At 61.9% G+C, this 20,508-nt stretch carries 17 protein-coding genes; 6 read left to right on the top strand and 11 right to left on the bottom strand.

Features of this window, described 5'->3' with window-relative positions:
* Nucleotides 1-158: 158 nt before the first annotated feature.
* Nucleotides 159-686 carry a peroxiredoxin-like family protein gene (locus K3762_RS12085; RefSeq protein ID WP_132444476.1) on the bottom strand — a complete coding sequence of 176 codons (528 nt, stop codon included), beginning with the start codon at nucleotides 684-686 and terminating at the stop codon, nucleotides 159-161.
* A gap of 111 nt (nucleotides 687-797) precedes the next feature.
* Here K3762_RS12085 and K3762_RS12090 point away from each other — a divergent pair, with 111 nt between their 5' ends.
* Nucleotides 798-1,973 carry an NAD(P)/FAD-dependent oxidoreductase gene (locus K3762_RS12090; protein WP_132444475.1) on the top strand — a complete coding sequence of 392 codons (1,176 nt, stop codon included), beginning with the start codon at nucleotides 798-800 and terminating at the stop codon, nucleotides 1,971-1,973.
* A gap of 9 nt (nucleotides 1,974-1,982) precedes the next feature.
* Here K3762_RS12090 and murD read toward each other — a convergent pair whose 3' ends face one another.
* Nucleotides 1,983-3,383, bottom strand: coding sequence for a UDP-N-acetylmuramoyl-L-alanine--D-glutamate ligase (gene murD, locus K3762_RS12095; protein ID WP_132444474.1), 1,401 nt, complete (start codon nucleotides 3,381-3,383; stop codon nucleotides 1,983-1,985).
* A gap of 74 nt (nucleotides 3,384-3,457) precedes the next feature.
* On the opposite strand from murD, the gene K3762_RS12100 reads away from it, so the two are divergent.
* On the top strand, nucleotides 3,458-4,384 hold the full coding sequence (locus K3762_RS12100) for a glutaminase (RefSeq protein WP_132444473.1): 927 nt from the start codon (nucleotides 3,458-3,460) through the stop codon (nucleotides 4,382-4,384).
* A gap of 4 nt (nucleotides 4,385-4,388) precedes the next feature.
* Here the strand turns inward: K3762_RS12100 and mraY are convergent, their stop codons facing one another.
* The 7 genes from mraY to mraZ are packed head-to-tail and all read right to left on the bottom strand — an operon-like array spanning nucleotide 4,389 to nucleotide 12,088.
* On the bottom strand, nucleotides 4,389-5,471 hold the full coding sequence (gene mraY, locus K3762_RS12105; protein WP_120351382.1) for a phospho-N-acetylmuramoyl-pentapeptide-transferase: 1,083 nt from the start codon (nucleotides 5,469-5,471) through the stop codon (nucleotides 4,389-4,391).
* A gap of 39 nt (nucleotides 5,472-5,510) precedes the next feature.
* Entirely contained in the window at nucleotides 5,511-6,944 is a 1,434-nt protein-coding gene (gene murF, locus K3762_RS12110; protein ID WP_260009524.1) for a UDP-N-acetylmuramoyl-tripeptide--D-alanyl-D-alanine ligase, read from the bottom strand.
* A complete protein-coding gene (locus K3762_RS12115; RefSeq protein ID WP_132444471.1) occupies nucleotides 6,941-8,422 on the bottom strand; it encodes a UDP-N-acetylmuramoyl-L-alanyl-D-glutamate--2,6-diaminopimelate ligase in 1,482 nt (493 codons plus the stop codon). Before K3762_RS12115 ends, murF begins: the two co-directional genes overlap by 4 nt.
* A gap of 12 nt (nucleotides 8,423-8,434) precedes the next feature.
* Nucleotides 8,435-10,222 (bottom strand): penicillin-binding protein 2, encoded by a 1,788-nt coding sequence (locus tag K3762_RS12120; protein ID WP_132444470.1) that lies wholly within the window; start codon nucleotides 10,220-10,222, stop codon nucleotides 8,435-8,437.
* Nucleotides 10,219-10,605 carry a cell division protein FtsL gene (locus K3762_RS12125; RefSeq protein ID WP_067935365.1) on the bottom strand — a complete coding sequence of 129 codons (387 nt, stop codon included), beginning with the start codon at nucleotides 10,603-10,605 and terminating at the stop codon, nucleotides 10,219-10,221. Before K3762_RS12125 ends, K3762_RS12120 begins: the two co-directional genes overlap by 4 nt.
* 3 nt (nucleotides 10,606-10,608) lie before the next feature.
* Nucleotides 10,609-11,592: a 16S rRNA (cytosine(1402)-N(4))-methyltransferase RsmH gene (gene rsmH / locus K3762_RS12130; RefSeq protein ID WP_120351386.1), complete on the bottom strand. Its 984-nt coding sequence runs from the start codon at nucleotides 11,590-11,592 to the stop codon at nucleotides 10,609-10,611.
* A gap of 4 nt (nucleotides 11,593-11,596) precedes the next feature.
* On the bottom strand, nucleotides 11,597-12,088 hold the full coding sequence (gene mraZ / locus K3762_RS12135; RefSeq protein ID WP_120351387.1) for a division/cell wall cluster transcriptional repressor MraZ: 492 nt from the start codon (nucleotides 12,086-12,088) through the stop codon (nucleotides 11,597-11,599).
* Nucleotides 12,089-12,864: 776 nt separating this feature from the next.
* Between mraZ and K3762_RS12140 the strand changes: the two genes are divergently transcribed.
* Nucleotides 12,865-13,632 (top strand): hypothetical protein, encoded by a 768-nt coding sequence (locus K3762_RS12140; protein WP_132444469.1) that lies wholly within the window; start codon nucleotides 12,865-12,867, stop codon nucleotides 13,630-13,632.
* 18 nt (nucleotides 13,633-13,650) lie between these two features.
* On the opposite strand, the gene K3762_RS12145 is transcribed toward K3762_RS12140, so the two are convergent.
* Nucleotides 13,651-14,715: an Mrp/NBP35 family ATP-binding protein gene (locus tag K3762_RS12145; RefSeq protein WP_260009531.1), complete on the bottom strand. Its 1,065-nt coding sequence runs from the start codon at nucleotides 14,713-14,715 to the stop codon at nucleotides 13,651-13,653.
* A gap of 602 nt (nucleotides 14,716-15,317) precedes the next feature.
* On the opposite strand from K3762_RS12145, the gene K3762_RS12150 reads away from it, so the two are divergent.
* Entirely contained in the window at nucleotides 15,318-15,530 is a 213-nt protein-coding gene (locus K3762_RS12150) for a DUF1127 domain-containing protein (RefSeq protein ID WP_067262642.1), read from the top strand.
* Between the two features lie 245 nt (nucleotides 15,531-15,775).
* Here K3762_RS12150 and K3762_RS12155 read toward each other — a convergent pair whose 3' ends face one another.
* Nucleotides 15,776-18,193, bottom strand: coding sequence for an ATP-dependent helicase (locus K3762_RS12155; RefSeq protein ID WP_132444467.1), 2,418 nt, complete (start codon nucleotides 18,191-18,193; stop codon nucleotides 15,776-15,778).
* 188 nt (nucleotides 18,194-18,381) lie between these two features.
* Here K3762_RS12155 and K3762_RS12160 point away from each other — a divergent pair, with 188 nt between their 5' ends.
* Entirely contained in the window at nucleotides 18,382-19,155 is a 774-nt protein-coding gene (locus K3762_RS12160) for a hypothetical protein (protein ID WP_120351391.1), read from the top strand.
* Between the two features lie 122 nt (nucleotides 19,156-19,277).
* A complete protein-coding gene (locus K3762_RS12165; RefSeq protein WP_120351392.1) occupies nucleotides 19,278-20,426 on the top strand; it encodes an alpha-hydroxy acid oxidase in 1,149 nt (382 codons plus the stop codon).
* The last annotated feature ends 82 nt before the right edge of the window (nucleotides 20,427-20,508 follow it).

Below are 20,508 nucleotides of genomic sequence, written 5' to 3' on the forward strand. Positions count from 1 at the left end.
CCCCTTTGCGGGGTCTCATCCGGGAAGAATAGCCCGAATTGTTATATGAAGCTAGTGCATTTCACCCCGCAAAGGCAGGCGGGGCAAGCGGGGCCGTGCAAGGCCCCGCCGCCGGGCGGTCTGGCCGCCCTTTCAGGTCGTCGCCTGTGGTCGCCCTATCAGGCGGCCTTGTGGGTGCCGCGCACCGGGTAGCCTTTGTCGCGAACGAACTTGAGGCCGTTCAACAGCCCCTCCAACTCGGGCCGCGCGAAGGGCGCGTTAGAGATGTCGACGATCTGCAGCTTGCCTTCGTCGTTGATGACAAAGGTGGCTGGTTCGGCGAAGGGCCGGTCGGTCTCCTGCGGGCTGCGCGGGTCAGAGATGTAGAGGCCAAGATCGGCCATCTGTTCGAGGCTCAGATCATAGCCGATGGGCAGGGTCAGGCCGTCTTCTTCGGCCATGGATTTGGCCTTTTCCTCGGGGTCGCCCGAAACGGCGATCACATCCACACCGATCTCATGAAACTGGCTTTGCAGCTTTTCCAACTGGGCGAGGTACTTTTTGCAGATCGGGCAGTGCAGCCCGCGGTAGACCACCACCAACTGCCAGTCGCGCCCCTCTTGCGGTTGGCCCAAGGTCAGCGTGCCGCCGCCGAGTTTGGCCACATCCATCTTCGGGAAATCCTGTTCTGCGGTCAATTTGGTCATTCTCTGCTCCTGTTCGAATTGCGTCTTGCCTCCAGCTATGCCGCCAGCGTGAACGGACAACCACTCTCACGTCTTCTTGACCGGGCCTTCGCATTCGGGCAGAGCGCGCCCATGCAAGTTGATACAGCCATCATTGGAGCCGGAGCCGCTGGCATGATGTGCGCGGCCCACACGGGCGGGCGCGTGTTGGTGGTGGACCATGCCAAAGCGCCGGGCGAGAAAATTCGCATCTCGGGCGGCGGGCGGTGCAATTTCACCAATATGTATTGCGAGCCGCAGGCGTTTCTCAGCCAGAACCCGCATTTCGCCAAATCCGCACTGGCGCGCTATACCCAGTGGGATTTCATCGAACTGGTCGATCGCCACGGCATCGCGTGGCATGAGAAAACGCTGGGCCAACTCTTCTGCGATACCAGCGCGAAAGAGATCATCGCCATGCTGCGCGGGTTGATGCAGCAGGCCGGGGTTGATCTGCAGTTACAAAGCAGCGCGCGCAATTTTGAGAAGGTTGACGGGCAATTCACCTTCGACCTGCAAACTCCTGATAAGACTATTAAAGTCACCGCGCGCACCCTCGTGATCGCGACGGGCGGCAAATCGATCCCCAAGATGGGCGCGACCGGCATCGCCTATGACATCGCGCGCCAGTTCGGCCTGAAAGTGACGGACACGCGCGCGGGGCTGGTGCCTTTCACCTTTGCCGAAGGCCGCTTTGCGCCGCTGGCCGGTGTGGCCACCCCTGCCCGTATCACCGCCGGGGCCACTGGCTTTGACGAGGCGCTGCTCTTCACCCACCGTGGCCTCTCTGGCCCCGCGGTTTTGCAGGCGTCGTCTTACTGGCAAGAGGGCGCGCCGATCACGGTGAACCTTGCCCCCGAGGGCACTCTGTTGGACGCCCTGCGCGATCAAAGGCAGCTTGCGGGGCGGCGGAACTTTACCACCATCCTCGCGCAGCACCTGCCCTCGCGGTTGGTGGACTATTTAGGCCAAGAGTTTGACCTCTCAGGCAACTTGGCGGATTGGTCCGACGCGCGGCTCATCGCCTTTGTGGAGGCGTTGCAGAACTGGCAATTGCACCCCGGCGGCACCGAAGGCTATCGCACGGCTGAGGTCACTTTGGGCGGTGTGGATACCGATGCGCTCTCGTCCAAAACCATGGCGGCGAAGGACGTGCCCGGTCTCTATTTCATCGGCGAAGCGGTGGACGTGACCGGCTGGCTCGGCGGGTATAACTTCCAGTGGGCCTGGTCCTCGGGCATGGCCGCGGCGCGGGCGATTAGCGGCTAGGCGCGCGGATTACTCCGAGAGTGCCTTTTGCACCTGCGCCACGAAATCCTCACCACGCCGTTCGAAATTGTCATATTGATCGAAACTTGCCGCAGCCGGGGCGAGCAGGACAACATCGCCTTCCTCCGCCTCTGCCGCAGCCCGCGCCACGGCTTTCTCCATCGTGCCGCAGACTTCGGCTTCGGTCGTCAACTGCATGGCGAAATGCGCGGCCTCGCGGCCAATGACATAGGCCTTGCGTACCGCGCCTTGGGCCTCTGCCAACCCTTTCAGCCCGCCCTCTTTCTCCAACCCGCCGCAGATCCAGCGGATGTTGCGGAAAGCGGCCAGCGCCTTGGCCGCGCTGTCGACGTTGGTGGCTTTGCTGTCGTTGACAAAGCGCACGCCATTCGCCTCGGCCACGGTCTGGCTGCGATGGGGCAAGCCGCCGAAACTGTGGAACGCCGCCTCAATCACGCGCGGGGCGAGGCCAAGCGCGCGACAGGCGGCATAGGCCGCACAGGCGTTTTGATGGTTATGCGAACCCGGCAGCCCCTGAATGCTGCGCAGATCGATCGAGCCGACCTGTTTGCCACGGCGGTATTCGCTCAAGAACCCCTTTTTGGCAAAGACCTGCCAGCCGGGGCCAGAGAGTTTGGTCTCCGCACTGATGCGGATCACCCGGTCATCGCTTGGTCCCTCGCTCATTTGCCCGGCGAGGAAACGGCCCTCGGCCTCGTCCACACCGATCACCGCGCGGTCTGGCCCGCCTTCGGAGAACAGCCGACGTTTCGCGGCGTAGTAGCCGCCCATGCCCGCGTGACGGTCCAAATGGTCTGGGCTGAGATTGGTAAAGACCGCCACATCAGGCGTTAGCGCGCGGGCAAGTTCGGTCTGATAGCTGCTGAGTTCCAACACCACGACCTCGCCATCCACGGCAGGGTCGAGGTCCAAGACCCCGCGCCCGATATTTCCCGCCAATTGGCAGGGCCGCCCGACATGCTCAAGAATATGATGGATCAACGCCGAAGTGGTGGATTTGCCGTTCGAGCCGGTCACCGCCACGACGCGCGGTGCGACATCGTAGTGATCCCATGCCAGTGTCGCAAAACTTTGGAAAAACAGGCCGATGTCATTGTCCACCGGCACGCCTGCGTCGAGGGCAGCGGCGACCACCGGGTTCGGCGCGGGGTAGAGGTGCGGAATGCCGGGGCTGACGATCAGCCGGGTGATTTTATCAAGCGCGCCGGGGGTGTTGAGGTCGACACAGGCGAACCCCTCCCGCTCGGCCCGTGCGCGTGCTGCCGGGTCATCGTCCCAACAGCTGACCTTGGCCCCGCCCGCCTGCAACGCGCGTGCCGCACTCAGGCCCGAGCGGCCCAATCCCAGCACCGCCACGCGTGCGCCTTCCAAGCCCTGTACTGGAATCATCTGCAATCCCCTGATACCCGTTGACCCCAGAATGGGGGCATGATGCGCTCATCACAAGCCAGAGGTCGCCAAAGATGTCCAGCCCCGCGAAACCCGACCTAAGCGATGTGTTGCCGCGCCTCAATGACATGATGCGCGAAGACGACCATTGGGGCGACGTGGCGGCCTATATTCCGCAACTGGCTACGGTGGACCCGGCACAGTTCGGCATCGCGGTGGTGACGGCGGATGGCCAGTGCCATGTGGCGGGCGATACGCAGGTGCCCTTTTCGGTGCAGTCGATCACCAAGGTCTTCACGCTCGCCATCGCCCTTGGCCGGTCGGGCGACCAACTGTGGCACCGTGTGGGGCGCGAGCCTTCGGGGCGGGCGTTCAACTCCATCGTACAGCTTGAGCAGGAACAGGGCCGCCCGCGCAATCCGTTCATCAACGCGGGCGCGATTGTTACCACTGACGAGGTTTTGGGCAACCGCGAGCCGCGCGAAGCACTGGCCGAGATCATGCGCTTCGTGCGGGAAGCTGCGGGCACAGATGACATCCACATCAACGACACCGTCGCCGCATCAGAGACCGATTTCGGCCACCGCAATTTCGCGCTGGCGCATTTTCTAAAATCCTACGGCAACCTCATCAACGCGCCGGAGCGGACGCTTGGCACCTATTTCCACCACTGCGCGATGGAGATGACGGTACAGCAGCTTGCCATGGCGGGGCGCTTCCTGATCGAAGCGCCGGACGTGCCGCGCTTGGTCGCGCCAAGCCGCATCCGGCGGCTGAACGCGCTGATGCTGACCTGTGGACATTACGATGGGTCGGGCGATTTTGCCTACCGCGTGGGTCTGCCGGGCAAATCCGGCGTGGGCGGCGGCATTCTGGCCATCGTCCCGGGGCGGGCCAGCATCGCGGTCTGGTCACCGGGGTTGAACCGTTATGGCAACAGCCAAAAGGGCACCGAAGCACTGGCCCTTTTGGCGCGTCACATGGATTGGTCGATCTTCTAAGCGCTTAGCGCACCTTGAGCGTCGCCAGCCCCAGCAGGGCGAGGATCAGCGAGATGATCCAGAAGCGGATCACGATCTGCGGCTCGGCCCAGCCCTTTTTCTCATAGTGGTGGTGGATCGGTGCCATCAGGAAAACCCGTTTGCCGGTGCGTTTGAAGTAAAGCACCTGCACGATGACCGACAGCGCCTCGACCACGAAAAGCCCGCCGACAATCGCCAGCACCAGCTCGTGTTTCGTGGCCACGGCAATCGCGCCCAAAGCGCCGCCGAGTGCCAAGGAGCCGGTGTCGCCCATGAAGACGGCGGCGGGCGGCGCGTTGTACCACAAGAACCCGAGGCCGCCGCCGAAGAGCCCTGCAGTGAAGATCAGGATTTCCCCGGTGCCCGGCACGTAATGCACATCGAGATAATCGGTGAAGTCCACCCGGCCCACGGCATAGGCAATGACGCCGAGCGCGCCTGCGGCAATCATCACCGGCATGATGGCCAAGCCATCCAGCCCGTCGGTAAGGTTCACCGCATTGGCCGAGCCGACGATGACGATGATCGCGAAGGGCACAAACAGCACGCCGAGGTTGATCAGCGTGTCTTTGAAGACCGGCAGGGCAAGTTGGTACTGCAACTCTGTCGGATGGTATTGCGCGGCCCAGTAGCCGGCGATGCCCGCAATAAGAAAGCCCAGCAAAAGCCGCACCTTACCCGGTACCCCATCGGTGTTTTGCTTGCTGACCTTGGCGTGGTCGTCGGCATAGCCGATGGCGGCAAAGCTCATCGTGACGAAAAGCACGAGCCAGACGAAAGGATTGTCGAGCCGCGCCCAAAGCAGGGTCGAGGTCAACAAGGCCCCCACGATCAGCAGCCCGCCCATGGTGGGAGTGCCCGCCTTGGCGAAGTGCCCCTCGGGGCCGTCATCGCGGATCGGTTGGCCCTTGCCCTGCCGTTTGCGCAGCACTTCGATCAGCGGTTTGCCAAAGATAAAGCCAAATACCAATGCCGTCAGAAACGCCCCGCCCGCGCGGAAAGTGATATAGCGAAACAGGTTAAAAAAATCGCCGCCATCCGACAGCAGCGTCAACCAATAGAGCATATATCGCGTCCTAACTCATCATGTGGGGTGAATCGCCGATCAGGCGGTCGGGACCGGATGGCCCATTTTGCGGATGGCGTCAACAATACCGCCCAGCTTCATCGAAAGCGACCCTTTGATCAGCACGACATCGCCGGAATCGAGACGTGCGCGGAGTCCTTGCAACATCTCTTCGGCGGTTTCCGTCCAATCGCCACGCTGGTGTTCGGGCAGGTTGTCGTAGAAGGCTTTCATCAACAGGCCGACGCAATGCACCACGTCAAGCGCGCGGGTAGCCTCCAGATCGGCCAGCCCCGCGTGCAGCGCCACGGCCTCGGGGCCGAGTTCTTTCATATCGCCGACAAAAGCGATCCGCCGCCCCTTGCTGACGCGCCCGATGTCATGGGTCACTTCCGAGGCCGCCAGCACCTCTAGCGCCGCGGCCATGGAGGTCGGGTTGGCGTTATAGCTGTCGTCGATCAACTCCAGCGCCAGATAGGTATCCACGGGGTCCAGTTGGATGCGCTCTCGCACCCCGCGTCCGGCATAGGGCGACCAGCGGCCCAACGATTGCACCGCCAGCGCCCGATCCGCGCCAAGCGCCTCGGCCAGTGCCAGTGCGCCGAGCGCGTTCATGGCAAAGTGCCGTCCCGGCGTGGCGATTTTATATAGCAGCGGTGCGCCTTCGACCTCGGCTTGGGCCACGGTGGCATCGCCCTGCACCTTGACCTCGCCCAGCTTGTAATGATGCCCCTTCTGGCCGAAGGTCGTCTCTCGCAGGCCCCGGTCCACGGCTTTGGACAATACGATATCGCTGTGCGCGTGGTCGGCGTTGATCACCGCCACGCCGCCCGGCTCCATGCCGTCAAATATGCTGGCCTTTTCCACCGCGATGGCAGCGACATCCTTAAAGGCTTCGAGGTGCACGGCGGCAACATTGGTCACCATCGCCCCGTCGGGCCGCGCCTGTTTGGCGAGCGGTGCAATCTCTCCGGGGTGGTTCATGCCGATCTCAATCACCGCATAATCGGTATCGCGTGGCATCCGCGCGAGTGTCAGCGGTACGCCCCAATGGTTGTTGTAGCTGTCGACGCTGGCATGGGCGCGACCCTGATCGCCAAAGATCGCCAGCAGCATTTCCTTGGTCGAGGTTTTGCCAACGCTGCCGGTCACCGCCGCCACCTTGGCCTGCGGACCAAGCCGGGCGCGCCCTGCCCGGCCAAGCGCTTCGAGCGCTGTTTGCACATCATCGACGATCAAAAGCGGCGCATCTTGCGCCACGCCTTCGGGAATATGGGTCACCAAAGCCGCTGCCGCGCCATTATCAAGCGCTTGCGCCACGAACTCATGCCCGTCCCGCGCGGCCTTGAGGGCCACGAAGAGATCGCCGGGCTGCAAGGTCCGCGTGTCAATCGACACACCGTTGCAGGCCCAATCGCCCTGCGCGTGCCCCCCCGTGGCTTCCGCCGCTTCTGTCGCTGTCCAAAGGCTCATGCCAATCTCCCGTCCAGTGCCGCCACGGCCACGCTGGCCTGTTCCACATCGTCAAAAGGCAGCACGTCATCGCCAACGGTCTGCCCGGTTTCATGGCCCTTTCCCGCGATCAGCAGCGCGTCGCCCGGCTCCAAAGCATCGACGCCGCGCAGGATGGCTTCTGCCCGGTCGCCAACCTCCATCGCTTCGGGTGCGCCGCCCAGCACGGCGGCACGGATGCTTGCCGGGTCTTCGCTGCGCGGGTTGTCGTCGGTGACAATCACCATATCCGCATTCTCGGCCGCTGCCTGCCCCATCAAGGGGCGCTTGGCCCGGTCTCGGTCCCCGCCCGCGCCCACGATGGCAACGAGCCGTCCCATGACATGCGGGCGCATGGCGGCGAGTGCGGTGGCCACGGCATCGGGCGTATGGGCGTAGTCCACAAACACCGCCGCGCCATTGTCGCGGGTGGCGGCAAGCTGCATCCGGCCCCGCACGGTGGTGAGATGCGGCAGTGTGTCAAAAACCTCTTGCGGGTCGGCCCCGCAGGCGATGACCAGCCCGGCGGCCAGCAACACGTTATCGCCCTGAAAACCGCCGATCAGATTAAGCCGCTTTTGATAGGTCTTGCCGCGCCAGCTAAAGCGCAAGTCTTGCCCGGTTGCGTCGAAACGCTGGCCCTGCAAATGCAGATCGCCCCCGTCCCGGCCCACGGTGATGACCTCACAGCCGCGCGCACGGGCGATGGCGGCGATGTCGACGCCTTTTTCGTCGTCAATATTGACCACTGCGGTGCCGTCTTCGGGCAAGGCGCGGGCGAAAAGCGCGGCCTTTGCGGCGAAATAGGCCTCGAATGTTTCGTGATAATCAAGGTGGTCTTGGGTGAAGTTAGTGAACCCCGCCGCCTTGAGCGTCACCCCGTCCAAACGGCGCTGGTCAAGCCCGTGGCTTGATGCCTCCATCGCCGCATGGGTGATGCCGTTCTGTGCGGCCTCGGCCAGCGTGCGGTGCAGGGTGATCGGCTCGGGCGTGGTATGCGCCAGCGGTGCGGCCCATGCGCCCTCGACCCCGGTGGTGCCAAGGTTCACGGCAGGCAATCCCATCTCAACCCAAATCTGGCGCACAAAGGTCGAGACCGAGGTTTTTCCGTTGGTGCCAGTCACGGCAATCATCGTGGCGGGCTGGCCGCCGAACCACAGAGCCGCCGTCCGCGCCAGCGCTTCGCGCGGCGAGTCGGAGACCACCAGCGCCGCGTCAGAGCCCGCCAGTTCCTCGGCGGCGAGTTTCGCCCCTGCCGCGTCGGTCAGCACCGCCGCCGCGCCCATCCGCAGGGCGTATTGAATGAACTCTGCCCCATGCACGCGGCTGCCCGGCATGGCGGCGAAGAGCGTGCCTTCGCGGACCTCACGGCTGTCCACGGCGATCCCGGTGATCATGGGGTTGGCCCCCGCCCGCGCTGTCAGCCCGAGGGAGGAAAGGGGTACGGCCCGGTCGGTCATAGAGATGTCTTTTCAGTTACTGCTGGTCAGCGTTAGCACAGCGTTGTTCACCGGTTCAACAGCGGGGCGCAGGCCCAGCAAAGGCGCGATGCGGCGGACCATCTCGGCGGCCACGGGCACGGCTGTCCAACCCGCCGTGCGGCGTGGTTTCGGCCCAGAGGTTTCCACCGGTTCGTCCAGCGTGACGATCAGCACATATTTGGGATTATCAATCGGAAAGATGCTGGCGAAAGTGTTGATCACCTTGTCCTCATAATAGCCACCAGTTGGCTTGGGCTTGTCCGCCGTGCCAGTCTTGCCCGCGATCTGATAGCCGGGCACCTCGGCAAAGCTCGCCGTGCCATCGGTGACGACCTTGCGCAGCATATTGCGGGCCTGTGCTGCAGTCTCTTCCGACATGACGCGGGGGCCGAGCTGGGGGGCGGATTGTTTCAGCAGCGTGGGCTTCACCACGCGCCCGCCATTGGCGATGGCTGCATAGCCCGCGGCAAGGTGCATCGGCGTGCTCGACAGGCCGTGACCATAGGAGATCGTGACGCTCGACAATTCGGTCCAGCGGCTCGGCAACAGCGGCTTCCCGCCCGAGGCTTCGACGATCTCAAAGGGGGTTGGTTCAAAGAAACCAAGGCTTTTGAGGAACTCTTGCTGCCGCTCGATGCCGATTTCCAGCGCCATCCGGCCTGTGCCCCGGTTCGAGGAATGCACGATGATATCGGCGACGCTCAGCTTGCCGTAGTTCTTGTTGCGGAATTCACCGATGCGGAAACCGCCAACCTTCATCGGGCCAGAGGTGTCGATGATCGTGTCGGCGTTGAACAGGCCCAACTCCACCGCCTGAGCTGCCGCAAAGATTTTGAAGGTCGAGCCGAGCTCGTAAACCCCCTGCACCGACCGGTTGAACAGCGGGCTGTCAGACGCATCCCCTTGGGTCAGCGGACGCGGGCGGTTGTTGGGGTCGAAATCAGGCAGCGACGCGACCGAGATCACCTCGCCAGTGTGCACATCCATTAGAATGCTCGTGGCACCCTTGGCGTTCATCAGCTTCATGCCGCCATAGAGCACCCGCTCAGATGCCGCTTGCACGGTCAGGTCGAGCGACAGCTCCAACGGTTTCGCGCCATTGGCCGGATCGCGCAGGTAGTCGTCGAAATATTTCTCGGCCCCCGCGACGCCGATTACCTCGGCGGCGTGGACGCCTTCTTTGCCGTAACTCGCCCCGCCGAGCACATGTGCGGCCAGCGAACCGTTTGGATAAAGGCGCATGTCGCGCGGTGCGAACAAAAGGCCCGGATCGCCGATATCATGCACGGCCTGCATCTGCTCTGGGCTGATTTTCTTTTTTATCCACAGGAACTTACGCTTGCCTGTGAAGTCCTTGATCAGACGCTCTTCTTTCAGGTCGGGAAAGATTTTGACCAGCTTCTTCGCGGCCATCTCAGGGTCGATCATGTGACGCGGCTGCGCATAGAGCGCATGGGTCTCGAAATTGGTGGCCAGCAGGTTGCCGTTACGGTCGGTGATATCCGCGCGCGAGGCCGAGATCACGGCCCCCGGCGCGTGGCCGCGCGGTTCTGACGGCTCTGACATCGCCAGCAGACCCATGCGCCCGCCGATCACGGTGAAGGCACAGAGGAAACAGACGCCAAGGACCAACAGCCGCCCTTCAGCACGCATCCGGGCCTTGTCGCGCATTTGCTCATGGCGGATGCGCTTGTTCTCACGCTCGATCGCGTCGGGGTTTTCGCCCTTTTCGCGGGCGTCGAGGATACGGGCCAATGGGCGAAGCGGGGTGCGGATCATTCAAAGTCCTCCTCGGACTCATCCGCGCCGGTGAGCGCGTCGTAATTCATGGTCGAGACATCCACAGGATCGGTGATCGGCAGCAGTTCGGACGGCGGCTGCGGATAGGCCACCTGATCGACCTGGCCGAATTGGCCGGGATGCAGTGGCAACAGGCCGAGGCGGTCAAAGTTCAGATCGGCCAGATCGCGCAGCCGGTCAGGGCGGTTTTGGAACGCCCATTCGGCGCGCAGCACGGCAAGCCGGGCATGGGCGGCGCGGATATTGGCATGCAAGCGGTCTGCGTCGCTCAGTGCCTGTTGGGTCGCGTAATTCTCGCGGTACGCCCAGAAGGCCAGTCCAACCACGGCAATGGTGGTGAGGATATACATCACCGTGCGCATCTATCAGATCCCCCTGACCATCGGCATGCCGATGGATTTCGCATCAATCTCACCACTGGGCGCATCGGTGCGCGTGGCGACCCGCAGTTTGGCCGAACGGCTGCGCGGGTTTTCATCCAATTCCTGCGCGTCAGGCCCGATAGCCTTACGCGATTTGAGTGTAAACTGCGGCGGCGCCTGTTCAAGCGCCGGGGCAAAACGGTTAGCATTGCCCCCGGCCCCTGCCCGCGCGGTGAGGAAGCGTTTGACCATGCGGTCCTCGACCGAATGAAAGGTCACCACAGCCAGTTTCCCGCCCGGCTTTAGCGCGCGCTCTGCGGCCATAAGCCCTTGGAACAGCTCGCCATATTCATTGTTCACCGCGATGCGCAGCGCTTGGAAGCTGCGCGTGGCGGGATGGCTCTGACCGGGCTTGGAGCGTGGCAGGCAGCCTTCGACCAGTTTGGCCAATTCCAATGTGGTGGTGATCGGCGCGTCTTCTCGGGCGCGGACAATCGCCTTGGCGATCCGGCGGGAGGCGCGTTCTTCACCATATTGAAACAGGATGTTGGCGATGATCTCTTCTTCAGCCTCATTAACCAGATCAGCCGCCGAGGGGCCGTCTTGGCTCATCCGCATGTCGAGCGGGCCGTCCTTCATAAAGGAGAACCCACGCTCGGCCTGATCAAGCTGCATCGAAGAAACGCCGAGATCCAGCACCACCCCATCAAGATCTTGGGCATATTCATCCATGCGCGAGAAGACGCCCTGCTGCATGGTGATGCGGTCGCCATAGTCGCCCGCCCATTCCGCTGCCATCTCGAACGCCAGAGGGTCACGGTCCACCGCGATCACACGCGCGGCCCCGGCCTCTAGAAAGCCACGGGTGTAGCCGCCCGCGCCAAAGGTACCGTCAAGCCAGACCCCTTCCACGGGCGCCACGGCGTTTAGAATAGGACGCAGCAGAACGGGTGTGTGAGGGGCGGAAGGGTCAGAGGCAGCAACCATTCCGTCAGACCTCCATGTCACCATCAAGGAACGAGAGCGGGTCGACATCGTCGGGCAGCTCTTGTTGCCAGGATTCTTCCTCGGTCTCGTAGGTTTCGGGCTTCCAAATCTGGAAGGTGTCACCGGCAGCGATAAAAAACGCCTCGCCGTTGAGTTCGATCTTGTTGCGCAGCTTGGCGGGCAGCACCAAGCGGCCTGTCTCATCTACCGTGGTCGGGAAAGACTGGCCGTGGAACAGACGCTGAAGCGCCTTACGCTGCATGGAGCCACGCGGCATGCGGTCGATCTTGGCGTCGACTTCTTCGATGGCTTCCATTGTATAGCATTCAAGGTAGTTGCGGCGCTGGTCGCCATAAACAATGACCAATTCGGGATTGTCGCCGTTTTTCCAGTTTGGGTCGCCAGCCTCCAACACACGCCGAAAAGAGGCTGGGATAGACACCCGCCCCTTCGTATCGACCTTGTGGTGGCTTTCGCCTCTGAACCTGCGGCTCACGTTCTGTCCCTGCCTCTTGCGCCTTTGCGCTTAATTCGTTTTTTCGTCTCTCTGCCCTGCTCCGGAAATGGAAACGGCGGGTTGATCTGCTGCCACTGATCAACCCGCCGCCCACGTCCCGCAGCTTGGCGGGGGAAGTCCGACTGCGCGCGCCACCTGGGGGGATGTCTGCTCGCTCACGCGCCGGATCTCTTTGGTCTGATGAAAGCGAGGTGCCTGTATGAAACCTGCTAGGTTTTGATTATTTTTGGGGTCGTTTGCTGCCCCGTGTCCCGTTCTCATCCGATGCACTAGGGATGCCATGGGAATTGATGGGCGTCTACATATTTTTTGGAAATATGCCCAATATTTTGTTTTGCACAGGCTGTGTGAACAACATCTGGTATAACTTTTTGAGCGGAAAATAGCTTAAATTGAGTTTCCTTAGGCCTCAAACACAATATCTTGTTAACGAATTGCGGGCTGCACAAATTCCCACAGTTTCCCACTAAAATTTGCTCACATAGTTATCCACAGGGCGTGTTCGTTGCCTGTTCTGCGGAAACTGTATGGAGGCTTCGGAATGCAGGTCAACTCCCCTGCCCGCGAATCGGCAGAACCCGCCAATAGCGCAAGGCGTGCCCATAATTTCCCAGACTTCCCATGCATTCCCGCGACTTTTCCCATGACGTCCCAGCCGCCCATGCTTTCCCAGCCCTACGCCTCCCTTAACTGACTGCATCTTGCCCTTTCGGCCCACCCACGCCATGTAATGCCGCAAAATGAGGGAGTTCATCATGATCCAAGCCACGGCTCTATTCACCCACGCGCTGAACATGCTGTTTCACGCGCCTTCCACCACGCTGCGGGTGATCCTGCCCGCGGTGCTTTGGGTGATGGGCGCGGCCGCCGTGGCGGGTGTGCTGGCCGGAGATGCGCTTGGGGCGATGGATCAGGTGATCAAAAACGCCGCGCCGCCGCCCACGGATCAACTCTTGATCCTGATCGCCTGCGGTGTGGCCGGCATCCTTGGCTATGCGCTGATGGCCATCCTCTGGCACCGCTACGTATTGCTTGGCCATGATGGGGCCGACCTGCGCCCCGGCGCGCGTCTGTTCGGGGCCTATGTCTGGCGCGCCATCGTTCTGGGCTTCGTCCAGTTTCTTGCGGCACTTCCCATTGGCCTCGCCATGTTGCTCTTGGGCGGGCTGACCGGGTCGAGCCCCGCGGCGCTGCTCTTGATCGGACTGGTGGCGGGCGTGGCCTTCCTATGGCTGGCGCTGCGGCTCAGCCTGGTATTGCCAGCCGCCGCCTTGGGGCACGTTATGTCAGTGCGCGAAAGCTGGCGCGCGACGGAACCGCTGGCAGGCACGCTCTGGGCGCTGGCCGTATTGCTGGCGGTGGTGAACACGTTGTTAGGCGTGATCGCAAGCATGTTGCCGCCCGCCGACCCCGGCCTGCGGCTGATGCTGGATTCAGCGATCTACCTTATAGAGGGGCTGGTTTTCGTCTCGATGCTGACGACACTCTATGGTCATCTGGTCGAAGGGCGCGAACTGGGGTAACCGCCCGCGCCCCAAGTTTCAGGCCATACCGCCGTCGATCAGACCCCGCGCAAGACGCGCATAGGCGTCGGCCATCGGCCCTTCGCCTGCAGCGATCGGCGTGCCGATATCCCCCGCCAGACGGGTGTCGAGATCAATCGGCAGGCTGCCCAGCAGCGGCACCCCCATCTTGTCGGCCTCTGCCGCCACACCGCCATGGCCAAAGATCTCATGCTGAGAACCGCAATCGGGGCAGACGAATGTCGACATATTCTCGATCAGGCCCAGCACGGGGGTCTTCAGCGTCGCGAACATGTCCAGCGCCTTGCGCGCGTCGATCAGGGCCACATCCTGCGGTGTGCTGACCACGATCGCGCCCGACAACTCGGACTTGGTGCAGAGCGTCAGCTGCACGTCACCCGTACCGGGCGGCAGATCGACAAGCAGCACGTCAAGCTCGCCCCATTCCACCTGCCCCAGCATCTGCTGCAACGCGCCCATCAGCATCGGCCCGCGCCAGACCACGGCCTTGCCCTCTTCCAACATGAAACCAATCGACATCATGGTCACGCCATGGGCCTGCAGCGGAATGATCGTTTTGCCGTCGAGGCTGGCAGGGCGTTTATTCACCCCCATCATGCGCGGCTGGCTGGGACCGTATATATCTGCGTCAAGCAGACCCACCTTGCGCCCCGCCCGCGCCAGCGCCACCGCGAGGTTGGAACTGACGGTTGATTTCCCGACCCCACCCTTGCCCGAGCCGATGGCAAGGATGCGCTTCACGCCACTGGGCTTCATCGGCCCCTCTTGCGGTTTGGGGTGCCCACCAATCTTGAGACTGGGCGCTTTCGGGGCGGGGCCATGGGCGGTCAGGGCAACCGATACATCACCTACCCCGGGCAAATCGCGCACCACCTGCTCTGCGGCGTCACGCAGGGGGGCCATCTGCCGAGCGACATCGGCGTTGGGCGCTTCGATGACGAATCGCACTTTATCGCCTTCGACGACCAGCGCGCGGACCAGATCATGGGACAACAGGCTTTTCCCGTCGGGCAGTTGCACCCGCGCCAGCGCCGCTTCGACTTCTGCTTTGGTCACAGACATGCGCAAATTCTCCTCTATTACGGCTTCTGAAATGGCAGGTTCTGCGCCAAGCGCAAGGGGACGGCCATTTTTGCATAGGGATGAGGCGGAATGCCCAAGGATTACGCAGGGGTACCATGTTTTCGCCGCATAGCAGCATTGCAAAAAGAAATATTGTGCACTCGCAGCAATTAGCGCTAACTTAGGTTCATAGGCAGGGCAAAGCGCCCCGCTTTCGGAAAGACCAGACACATTCATCCTCCTCCCGAATGTGTCTGATTTGACCAAGACTTGGATGCATCCCTCCTCCTCCCGGATGCAGCTGAGTTTGGAAAGACCAGACGCTTCCATCCTCCTCCCGGATGTGTCTGTAATTGGCGGCGACATCTACCTCCTCCCAGATGTCGTCGCCCCCTTTCCCCACTCCACCCCCATATGACAGCTTTATGACGTTGCGCCGTTTCGCCGCAGGATCAAAACCGTTTTTAATCAATAAGTTGCGCAGATCCAAACCTATGCGATTTCTGCATAGCGGCATTGACTTTATGCCCGTTGTGCAAATGCAGAAAGAGCGTAAATAGCACGCAACGAGATGATTAACCGATGAAAAAAGAGGCGCCGAAATGGCTTACATGAACACAACAACCGCAAACACAACTTCCGTCTTCGCCCGTATCGGCGGCGCATTCGAAGCACTGGCAACCCGCTACAAACAGCACCGTCTGTACCGTGAAACTTTCGACGGTCTGAGCGCGTTGAGCAACCGCGAACTGGCCGACCTTGGCCTGAGCCGTTCCGAACTGCGCCGCGTCGCATGGGAATCTTCCCGCGGCTAAGCAGAGATAGAGATCGGACGTCAGAACCCCTCCCTGTTCTGCCGTCTGAAAGTCGGGGTGCGCGTCACCTTCCTCCTCCCTGAATGAGGCGGACCCCGCAAGGAGACCCGAAGCCGACCCTCCCTCGACGCTTCGGGCCGACATAGAAACGGCGGCACCTTCCTCCCAAGGTGTCGTCGTTTTTGTTTTTAAGGCCTTGTTTAGGCGGGCTTTTGACTGCCTCGCCTTAGCGGTACGATGGCGCGTCAGAACGGCACGTCGTTACCACCGGTCAGGAAACGCGACACGACCTTCTTGGTCCCGGCCTTTTCAAAAGCGACTTCCATCTTGTCGCCCTCCATACCGATTACCTCGCCATAGCCGAATTTATCGTGGAAAACGCGCTCGCCCATTTCAAAGGCAGCGACCGCCTGCATGTCGATCGTGACATTGCGGCTTTCGCGCGGCTGGCTGGTGCCCCGCGCCCCGCTGCGCGATTGCAGGCGTTTCCACCCCGGGGAGTTATAGACATTGGCGCTTGCCGCGCGGTCATGCAGGTCGGATTGCGGCATCGCGGCGCCGAAACCACCGCCGTAAAGCCCCGGCGGGGTCAGCACATCCACATGCTCTTCGGGCAGCTCATCAATAAAACGGGACGGCATCGCGTTTTGCCACTGACCAAAGACCCGGCGATTGGCAGCGAAAGAGATCGTGCAAATCTGCTCGGCTCGGGTGATGCCAACATAGGCCAGCCGTCGCTCTTCTTCGAGCCCTTTTAACCCGCTTTCATCCATCGAACGCTGCGAGGGGAACAATCCGTCCTCCCAACCCGGCAGGAAAACCATAGGGAATTCCAACCCCTTGGCCGCATGAAGCGTCATGATCGAGACCTTCTCGCTGTCGCCTTCCTGTTCATTGTCCATGATCAGGCTGACATGTTCGAGGAAGCCTTGCAGGTTTTCGAACCCTTCCAGCGCTTTCACAAGCTCTTTGAGGTTCTCCAACCGCCCCGGCGCTTCGGGCGTTTTGTCATTCTGCCACATGCCGGTATAGCCGCTTTCGTCGAGAATCATTTCAGCCAGTTCAACATGAGAGACCTCGGGCGGGCCGTAATCGACCCGCAGCGGCGCCGCGCCATCATCAAGCACCGCGTCGTCTTCGCTGATCTCGATCCGGGGGCCTCGCAGCATTGCCGCCCAACGGTCGATCCCGTCGATCAACAGCCGCAGTTGTGCTGCCCCTTTGCCGCTGATCCCCCCGTGTGCCAAGAGGATTCGCGCCCCTTCGACAAGGTTCACCCCATGTTCGCGCCCGGTGCGCTGGATTTTCTGCTGCGCCTTTTCACCCAAACCGCGTTTTGGCGTGTTCACGATTCGCTCAAAGGCCAGATCATCGTCGGGGCTGGTGACCACGCGGAAATAGGCCATGGCATCGCGGATTTCCAAACGCTCATAGAATCGGGGGCCACCGATCACCTTGTAAGGCAGGCCGATGGTCAGAAATCGGTCTTCAAAGGCGCGCATCTGGTGGCTTGCCCGAACCAGAATCGCCATGTCATCCAGCGAGAATGGGTCGAGCCCTCGTGAGCCACGCTGCGCGGATTCGATCTCATCCCCGATCCAGCGCGCCTCTTCCTCACCATCCCAATGGCCGATCAGACGTACCTTCTCGCCTTCGGTCTCTTCGGTCCAGAGGGTCTTGCCCAACCGCCCCTCATTGCCCGCGATCACGCCTGACGCGGCGGCCAAAATATGCGGGGTCGAGCGGTAATTCTGCTCGAGCTTCACCACATGGGCGCCGGGGAAATCCGTCTCGAACCGCAGAATGTTGCCCACCTCGGCCCCGCGCCAGCCATAGATCGACTGGTCGTCGTCACCGACGCAACAAATATTCTTGTGCCCCTGCGCCAGCAGCCGCAGCCAGAGGTATTGGGCCACGTTGGTATCCTGATATTCGTCGACGAGGATGTATTTGAACCAGCGCTGATACTGGGCCAGCACATCCGGGTGTGCCTGAAAAATCGTCACCATATGCAACAGCAGATCACCGAAGTCGGTGGCGTTCAGCTCAACCAGACGGCGTTGATATTGCGCGTATATCTCCGGCCCACGGTGGTTATAGGCCCCGGCATCCGCGCTTGGGATCTTATCGGGGGTCAGGGCGCGGTTCTTCCAGCCGTCGATGATCCCCGCCAGCATCCGCGCGGGCCAGCGTTTGTCGTCGATCCCCTCTGCGGCGACCAGTTGTTTGAGCAGGCGCAGCTGGTCATCCGTATCGAGGATCGTGAAATTGCTTTTCAGCCCCACCAATTCCGCATGGCGCCGCAGCAGCTTGACGCAGATCGCGTGGAACGTGCCCAGCCACGGCATCCCCTCCACTTGCTGGCCTAGCATCTGACCCACGCGGTTCTTCATCTCCCGCGCGGCTTTGTTGGTGAAGGTGACCGCCAACACCTCATGCGGCCGCGCGCGCCCGGTGTTGAGCAGATGCACGATTCGCGCCGTCAGCGCCCGCGTCTTACCGGTGCCCGCCCCGGCAAGCATCAACACAGGGCCATCCAATGTCTCCACCGCAGCACGCTGGGCGGGGTTCAACCCCTCCAGATAAGGCTGCGGGCGCGCAGCCATGGCGCGGGCGGACAGGGAAGCGCCCTCAAAGGCGTCCATTTCGTCAAAATCACTCATGCCCACAATCTAGCGCGTCCGCGATACGAGATAAAGAGACGTTCCACAAATGTTCTTTCGAAAGACTACTAGGCGCCATGGGGCGGGGGCGCAATGACAGGGAATTTCAAATGCAGGGCAAATCTTTACCCGTTGATAATGCTTTGGCGGCAATGTGATGGCACAACGACAAACGAGAGGAACCGCTCATGTTCAGAAACGATGATACTTCGGTACTGCGCCGAGAGATTGACCGGTTCAAGCTGCCGATGTTCATTGCGGAATTGAACGCCGACAGCGGGCACTTCGAACTTCTTGCCCTCAACACCGCCCATGAGGCGCACAGCGGCATGGTGATGGATGAGGTGATAAACCGCCCCCTGCACAGTTTAATGCCCTATGAAGAGGCTGAGGCGGTGAATGAACGCTATGCGCGCTGCGTCTCAAACGCGGGTCAAATCCGCTACCGTGAGATGCTGCATATGCCGCGTGGGCCGCTGATCTGGGACACCACGCTGCATCATGTCCAGTCCTACCGCGGTCTTGATCGGGTTGTGGGCAGCGCTATCGTGGTGGAACGGGTGCAACGGGATAACCGCGACACCCTCGCTTTTGAAGATGTGCGCTATTTCGCGGCGACCTCTTCGTTCAAACTCGAACAAATTTCCACGGTCCTAGATGCCGCTGAAAAAGGGCTGATCGACCCGGCGAAACTCACCGGATCGGCGGGAATGCTGGCCGGGCTTTGCCGCGCCATCGACAGCACAATGCAAGAGCTCCGCTCGATCGCGCAGGAACGTCTGGATGCCGAGGCGACCCCGACCGTGCATTTGATCGATATGGATGGGGGGACCAACGGCGACAGCGATGAAATCGAAGCGGCCATCGCAGCACTTGTGGATATGGCCGACAACCTACCCACCGCGCCGAACCGTAAGATCAGCGAAGCAGCACCGCTTGCCCGGTCAACTTTCCGCCAGTAACCCGGCGGGCGGAAAACAGCGCTGCACGCGCAGCGCCCTTACGCCGACGGCGGGGCGCCGGCTCGATCTCCGCGCTTCCTCTCTATCTGGACAATCCGTAACCCTTTGGCGCAAATGCCGCCATGGACCTACATGCAACCTATCCCGCCCTTTCGGACCTTCGCAGTCGCGCGCAATCGCGCCTGCCTAAATTCGTTTGGGAATACCTTGATTCCGCAACCGGGACGGAGGCCACCAAACACCGCAACCGCGCGGCCTTGGACCGTGTCGGGCTTATGCCATCGGTGTTGCACGGTGAATTCACACCTGATCTCAGCGTTGAGCTGATGGGCCAAAAGCTGCCCCTGCCCTTCGGCATGTCCCCCTTGGGCATGTCCGGCCTGATCTGGCCCGATGCCGAAGCTCACCTTGCCCGCGCGGCGGATCGGGCGGGCATTCCCTTTGGCCTTTCCACCGTTGCCGCCACAAGCCCCGAAGATATTGCACCCCATCTGGGCGCGCATGGTTGGTTCCAACTCTACCCCCCGCGGGACCCCGAGATTCGCACCGACATGCTGGCCCGCGCCAAGGCCGCGGGTTTTACCACACTCGTCCTTACCGTCGATGTTCCGGTTGCCTCGCGCCGTGAGCGGCAGACCCGATCTGGCTTGACCAGCCCGCCCAAGCTTACCCCCCGCCTGATGGCACAGGTGGCGATGCGGCCCGCTTGGGCCATGGGCATGGCGCGGCGTGGTCTGCCCCATATGAAGATGCTCGACAAATATACCGAAGGTACGGCCAGCGCGAACCTACCGCCAACCGCCCATGTCGGCTATCTGCTGCGCACCGCGCCCGATTGGGACTATCTGCACTGGCTGCGCGCCCATTGGGATGGCCCGCTGGTGATCAAAGGTGTCTTGCGCCCAGAAGATGCGACCGCCCTAGAGAAAGCCGGCGCGGATGCGATCTGGGTCTCGAACCACGCCGGCCGCCAGTTCGACGCAGCCCCGGCCAGCGCCGAGGCGCTGCCCGCCATTCGCGCGGCCACGAAATTGCCGGTGATCTTCGACAGCGGCGTGGAATCGGGTCTCGACATTCTGCGCGCCTTCGCGCTCGGCGCGGATTTCGTCATGCTTGGCCGGGCTTTCCACTTTGCCCTCGCGGCGCTTGGACCGCGCGGGGTTGATCACCTGATCGATCTGCTCGCGCGCGATCTTACTGCCAATATGGGGCAGTTGGGCGCAGGCAACCTGCGCGACCTGCCCGCCCCCTTCGATCTCTCGCCGCTCTGATCGGAAAGCTTGCAGAAATGTGACAAAGACGGCCACAGCCCCCTTGCGCTGCACCGCAGCATCCCTAAGCTGCCGTTAAATC

It is taken from the genome of Sulfitobacter sp. W074, assembly GCF_025142275.1.
GTDB classification, from domain to species: domain Bacteria; phylum Pseudomonadota; class Alphaproteobacteria; order Rhodobacterales; family Rhodobacteraceae; genus Sulfitobacter; species Sulfitobacter profundi.

Coding starts and splice junctions, on each gene's coding strand:
- K3762_RS12085 (WP_132444476.1), bottom strand. CDS start 686: ATGACCAAATTGACCGCAGAACAGGATTTCCCGAAGATGGATGTGGCC.
- K3762_RS12090 (WP_132444475.1), top strand. CDS start 798: ATGCAAGTTGATACAGCCATCATTGGAGCCGGAGCCGCTGGCATGATG.
- murD (WP_132444474.1), bottom strand. CDS start 3,383: ATGATTCCAGTACAGGGCTTGGAAGGCGCACGCGTGGCGGTGCTGGGA.
- K3762_RS12100 (WP_132444473.1), top strand. CDS start 3,458: ATGTCCAGCCCCGCGAAACCCGACCTAAGCGATGTGTTGCCGCGCCTC.
- mraY (WP_120351382.1), bottom strand. CDS start 5,471: ATGCTCTATTGGTTGACGCTGCTGTCGGATGGCGGCGATTTTTTTAAC.
- murF (WP_260009524.1), bottom strand. CDS start 6,944: ATGAGCCTTTGGACAGCGACAGAAGCGGCGGAAGCCACGGGGGGGCAC.
- K3762_RS12115 (WP_132444471.1), bottom strand. CDS start 8,422: ATGACCGACCGGGCCGTACCCCTTTCCTCCCTCGGGCTGACAGCGCGG.
- K3762_RS12120 (WP_132444470.1), bottom strand. CDS start 10,222: ATGATCCGCACCCCGCTTCGCCCATTGGCCCGTATCCTCGACGCCCGC.
- K3762_RS12125 (WP_067935365.1), bottom strand. CDS start 10,605: ATGCGCACGGTGATGTATATCCTCACCACCATTGCCGTGGTTGGACTG.
- rsmH (WP_120351386.1), bottom strand. CDS start 11,592: ATGGTTGCTGCCTCTGACCCTTCCGCCCCTCACACACCCGTTCTGCTG.
- K3762_RS12140 (WP_132444469.1), top strand. CDS start 12,865: ATGATCCAAGCCACGGCTCTATTCACCCACGCGCTGAACATGCTGTTT.
- K3762_RS12145 (WP_260009531.1), bottom strand. CDS start 14,715: ATGTCTGTGACCAAAGCAGAAGTCGAAGCGGCGCTGGCGCGGGTGCAA.
- K3762_RS12150 (WP_067262642.1), top strand. CDS start 15,318: ATGGCTTACATGAACACAACAACCGCAAACACAACTTCCGTCTTCGCC.
- K3762_RS12155 (WP_132444467.1), bottom strand. CDS start 18,193: ATGAGTGATTTTGACGAAATGGACGCCTTTGAGGGCGCTTCCCTGTCC.
- K3762_RS12160 (WP_120351391.1), top strand. CDS start 18,382: ATGTTCAGAAACGATGATACTTCGGTACTGCGCCGAGAGATTGACCGG.
- K3762_RS12165 (WP_120351392.1), top strand. CDS start 19,278: ATGGACCTACATGCAACCTATCCCGCCCTTTCGGACCTTCGCAGTCGC.